We start from the raw sequence: 1,413 nt of genomic DNA, 5'->3' as shown, positions 1-1,413 counted from the left end.
GCTTGCCAACAAATGGCCCGATATTCTCGGCACAGAAAGTGGCGTCTTCTGCCTTTGCAACAATGCAATGGATGAGGAAAATATTCAGCTACAGATGCATGTCGGACTGGAAGAGCTTCTAGAGGCGATCACTCAGATTATGCGAAGCTCAAAACGTCAGCCTGCCTATCATATTGTCGATTGCGGAGCTTTGTTTTTGAAAGTGCTCGTATCTTACACCAAGGTTTGTGAGGAGAGCGAATAACCGCTTTGGCTCATTAAATCACAGGCCCATGCTATCGGCATCAAAACATCTATAGCCTTAAGATCGAGAGGGGGTCGATATGGCGAGAGCGCAGTTGAACTTGAGTATCCAGCCGTATCGCATGCTGAAGAGAGCTCTGCGGCCTCCTATTGCGGACTAAGTGCAACCAGCTTTCTGGCCAATTGCCCGGTTCCCGCTGTTCTTCTTCCTGGAGGGCGTAAGGTCTGGGATGTAAAGGATCTGGATCGCTGGATTGAAGGCTTAAAGGAAGACAGCCGTCCATCAGATGATCTCCTCAATCAGCTGGGAGCCTGATATGACGATAGTCCGGGTCAAAGGCTTCAAGATCTTCAATGACCAGCATGGCAAGCTGCGGTGTTATCATCGCAAGACTGGTGAGCCGATCAATCTGGAAAAGGCGCCAATTGGCAGTGCTGCCTTTCTGGCGGAATGCGAGCGACTAACAAGCTTAATGTCCGTGGCTGATACCAGCAGGCCGGGCACGCTCGGCAATCTGATTGACAAGTATCGCGCCAGCTCTGCCTTTCTTGAACTGGCTGATCGCACCAAGTCGGACTACCAGAAGGTCTTTGATTATCTGGCACCAATCAACAACACACCCCTCACCCGCTTTACCTCACCCTTCATTGTCAAACTCAGAGACAAGGCAGAGGAACAACGTAAAAGGCGCTTTGCCAACTATGTAAAGCAAGTGCTCTCTGTTTTGTTTTCATGGGGCAAGGAGCGTGGGTTCATCAAAGAAAACCTCGCCCTTGGGGTTAAATCCATTCGCAAACCTAAGAACGCTCCAATCGCCAATCGGCCCTGGACGGATGAAGAGCGCAGGATCGTTTTAAAACACGCTCCTCCTCAAATGATCCCTGCCCTTACCTTGATGATGTATACGGGGCTTGGCCCTCAAGACGCGCTTACGCTTGCCAAGCAGCAATACCAAAATGGTTTCATCTCAACACGGCGAGCCAAAACAGGGGCTCAGGTCTTTTGGCCTGTCATTGCACCTTTGAAAGCAGCTCTTGATGAAGCATCTACCCACTCGGCTCCAACACTTTGTGCAAACTCCAGAGGGCAACCATGGACTGTCTCGGGGTTCAGAGCATCGTGGAGAAAGCTGCGCATCCAATTAGAAGATAAGAACCTGATTGAGTCGG

At 50.5% G+C, this 1,413-nt stretch carries 1 protein-coding gene and 1 pseudogene; both read left to right on the top strand.

What is annotated here, in order from left to right; translation table 11 throughout:
* Positions 1–244: pseudogene (locus PsW64_RS25650) on the top strand (MerR family transcriptional regulator); the annotation flags it as partial.
* Positions 245–560: 316 nt separating this feature from the next.
* Positions 561–1,413 (top strand): tyrosine-type recombinase/integrase (locus tag PsW64_RS25645; protein WP_063305464.1); only part of this gene is annotated, 853 nt, incomplete at its 3' end.

It is taken from the genome of Pseudovibrio sp. W64 (assembly GCF_001623145.1).
Classification (GTDB): domain Bacteria; phylum Pseudomonadota; class Alphaproteobacteria; order Rhizobiales; family Stappiaceae; genus Pseudovibrio.
This window is presented reverse-complemented; position numbering and strand designations above follow the sequence as displayed.